The sequence below is a fragment of the Streptomyces sp. NPDC055078 genome (genome assembly GCF_053607985.1).
Genome location: NZ_JBSGUP010000867.1, coordinates 1 through 2,884, shown reverse-complemented (window position 1 = coordinate 2,884; position 2,884 = coordinate 1). Strand labels below are relative to the sequence as shown.

4 protein-coding genes are annotated in these 2,884 nt (G+C 72.6%); 2 read left to right on the top strand and 2 right to left on the bottom strand.

The features are described from left to right. Positions 1-36 precede the first annotated feature (36 nt). Complete coding sequence (gene idi, locus ACWF94_RS37890; protein WP_453499396.1) at positions 37-648, top strand: isopentenyl-diphosphate Delta-isomerase; 612 nt, start codon at positions 37-39, stop codon at positions 646-648. 97 nt (positions 649-745) lie between these two features. Here idi and ACWF94_RS37885 read toward each other — a convergent pair whose 3' ends face one another. Next, entirely contained in the window at positions 746-1,225 is a 480-nt protein-coding gene (locus tag ACWF94_RS37885) for an ATP-binding protein (RefSeq protein ID WP_453499394.1), read from the bottom strand. A gap of 135 nt (positions 1,226-1,360) precedes the next feature. Continuing rightward, on the bottom strand, positions 1,361-1,987 hold the full coding sequence (locus tag ACWF94_RS37880) for an HdeD family acid-resistance protein (RefSeq protein WP_453499392.1): 627 nt from the start codon (positions 1,985-1,987) through the stop codon (positions 1,361-1,363). Between the two features lie 74 nt (positions 1,988-2,061). Here ACWF94_RS37880 and ACWF94_RS37875 point away from each other — a divergent pair, with 74 nt between their 5' ends. Continuing rightward, positions 2,062-2,829, top strand: coding sequence for an enoyl-CoA hydratase/isomerase family protein (locus tag ACWF94_RS37875; protein WP_453499390.1), 768 nt, complete (start codon positions 2,062-2,064; stop codon positions 2,827-2,829). The last annotated feature ends 55 nt before the right edge of the window (positions 2,830-2,884 follow it).

Genomic DNA, 2,884 nt, shown 5'->3' with positions numbered 1-2,884 from the left:
GGCCCCACAGGGCGAGGACCACAGCGAAGGATGGTTATGCCGACCTCACCAGCCACGGCCACGGACAGCACGTCGAACGGCGCGACCCCGGCGACCCCTGCGACCCCAGCGATCCTGCTTGAACTGGTCGACGAGCAGGGCACCACCGTCGGCACGGCGGAGAAGCTCGCCGCCCACCAGGCTCCGGGGATGCTGCACCGGGCGTTCTCCGTGTTCCTCTTCGACGAGCAGGGGCGGCTGCTGCTCCAGCGCCGCGCGGCGGGGAAGTACCACTCCCCCGGTGTCTGGTCGAACACCTGCTGCGGGCATCCGTACCCCGGTGAGGCGCCCTTCGCCGCCGCGGCCCGGCGGACGTACGAGGAGCTGGGCATCTCGCCCTCGCTGCTCGCCGAGGCCGGCACCGTCCGCTACAACCACCCGGACCCGGACTCGGGCCTGGTGGAGCAGGAGTACAACCACCTCTTCGTCGGGCTGGTCCAGGCTCCGCTGCGGCCCGATCCGGCGGAGGTCGGCGAGACGGCCTTCGTGACACCGGACGAGCTGGACCGGCGCCATGCCGAGGGGCCGTTCTCGGCCTGGTTCATGACGGTGCTGGACGCCGCGCGCCCGGCGGTCAAGGAGCTGACGGGCCCCGTCGGCGGCTGGTGAGCGCTCCGGGGCCCGCCGGGCGGCCGTGCGGAGCCCACCCGGCGGCTGTGCGGAGCCCGCCGGGCGGCCGTGGGCGCTCCGGGGCCCGCCCTGCCGGTCAGGGGGCCCCGGTGTCCCGGCACGCCGCCGGAATCGCCAGTGGCAGCTCCGCCCAGACGACCTTGCCGCCGCCGGTGGTGTGCTCGACGTCGTAGGTGCCCCCCGCCTCCAGCGCCACCTCCCGTACGAGCAGCAGTCCCCGGCCGCCGGTCTGGCCCCCGTCCGTCTCCAGTGCCTTGGGGCGGTAGGGGTGGTTGTCCTCCACGGACACCCGGACGGCCCCGGCGCGGACGGCGACCTCGACACCGAGTTCGGGCGACAGCAGCGCCGCGTGCTTGACGGCGTTGGTGACCAGCTCGGACACGATCAGCAGCAGGCCCTGAAGGAGGTCGTCGGGGGCCGGGACGCCCTGGCGGCGCAGCAGATCCCGTACGGCGTGTCTGGCCCGGGGCACCGACACCTCGACCGCGGGAGCGGTGAATCGCCAGACCCCCTCGTACGACAGCGGCCGGGCCGGGATGCTCCCGCGGCTCTCCATAGTCCGGTACCACCCTCGGCTCGACTGCCCACTGACCTTCGAGTAATAAGTGTTGGCAGTGGGCCCGCCCGGACCGCGAAGCTGAGCAGAAGTCGGCACCAATCGACACTTTCTGACCGGGTGCGTATGACAGAGTCACTTGTGCGACTGGTCCTGATCTTCTCCTGGCCGGTTGTACGGGGCGGTAGCTCCCGAGGACCCCGGTTCGGCGACCAAGCCGACGATCCGCCGGCCGCCGACGCCGATGGCGATCAGTCCGAGCCCGTCGAAGAGCAGGGCGAGCGAGAAGAAGAGCCCCAGCACATAGCGGCTGCTCTCCGGCCAGTTGCCGAGTACCAGGATGCCCAGCAGCAGACCGAACACACCCTGGACCAGGGTCCAGCCGAACTGCGGGCCCCGGACGACCAGGGAGCCGACCAGGCGGAAGAGGCCGCCGGTCAGGAAGAGCAGGGCGGCGAACAGCGTCAGGGCCTCCGCCGAGCCCTCCGGGTGCCGGATGACGACCACACCGGCCGCGATGTTCAGCGCCGCGACCACCACGGCCAGCCAGAAGTAGTCGCTGCCGCGCGACTGGACGGCGTGCACCAGACCGATCACACCGCCGATGAGCAGCAGCCAGCCGAAGAGCAGCATCGAGGTGAGGGTCGCGACCCCGGTGTAGACGAGGCCCACCAGACCGGCGATGACAAGGATCACCCCGAGAGCGGCGAGTACGCCGAAATCCCGCTTCAGTCTCTTGGGCTCCTGAGTGGTACCGGGCATCGTGTCCTCCTCGCCGGCCCCCCTGGCACCCCTTCTTGATCGTAGGTCCGCCCCCGGCGGATAGCATCCGGCGCATGGAGCAGCCCGTCGTCCCGGAATCCCGGCCGCGCGTGACGCACACCGTCGCGGACGGTGTCGCCACCCTCGTCATCAGCAACCCCGCCAAGCGAAACGCCATGACAGCCGCGATGTGGCGGTCGGTGCCGGAGCTGCTGGGCCCGCTGGCGAAGGACCCGGCCGTACGCGCGCTCGTGCTGACCGGCGACGGGCCGACTTTCTGCGCCGGGGCCGACATCTCCTCGCTGCGGGAGCCGGGCGAGGAGCCGCAAGCCCTCGCCGTACGGGCCGAGGACGCGCTCGCCGCGTTCCCCAAGCCGACGCTGGCGGCCGTACGCGGCCACTGCGTCGGCGGCGGCTCCCAGCTCGCCGTGGCCTGCGATCTGCGGTTCGCCGAGGCCGGGGCGCTGTTCGGGGTGACTCCGGCGAAGCTGGGCATCGTCTATCCGGCGTCCTCCACCCGCCGGCTGGTCTCGCTGGTGGGCCCGTCGGCCGCCAAGCATCTGCTGTTCTCGGGCGAGTTGATCGATACGGAACGGGCCCTGCGCACCGGCCTGGTGGACGAGGTGCTGCCCGGGGGCGCCCTGGACGAGCGGGTCGCGGAGTTCACCCGGGTCCTCGTCTCGCGCTCACAGCTCACCCAGGCGGCGGCCAAGGAGTTCGCGGCCGGCCGCACCGACCGCGATCCGTACTGGGAACAGCAGGCGCGGTCCGGCGGTGACACCGAGGAGGGCGTCGCCGCCTTCCTGGAGCGGCGCCCGCCCCGCTTCACCTGGACGGTGTGAGGCCGGGCGGGCGCCCCGGGCCCGGCGGACGCCGCACGGGCCCGCGACGCGCGCG

What these genes read in the sequence shown, in the direction of transcription:
- idi (WP_453499396.1), top strand. Translation starts at nt 37, where the DNA reads ATGCCGACCTCACCAGCCACGGCCACGGACAGCACGTCGAACGGCGCG.
- ACWF94_RS37885 (WP_453499394.1), bottom strand. Translation starts at nt 1,225, where the DNA reads ATGGAGAGCCGCGGGAGCATCCCGGCCCGGCCGCTGTCGTACGAGGGG.
- ACWF94_RS37880 (WP_453499392.1), bottom strand. Translation starts at nt 1,987, where the DNA reads ATGCCCGGTACCACTCAGGAGCCCAAGAGACTGAAGCGGGATTTCGGC.
- ACWF94_RS37875 (WP_453499390.1), top strand. Translation starts at nt 2,062, where the DNA reads ATGGAGCAGCCCGTCGTCCCGGAATCCCGGCCGCGCGTGACGCACACC.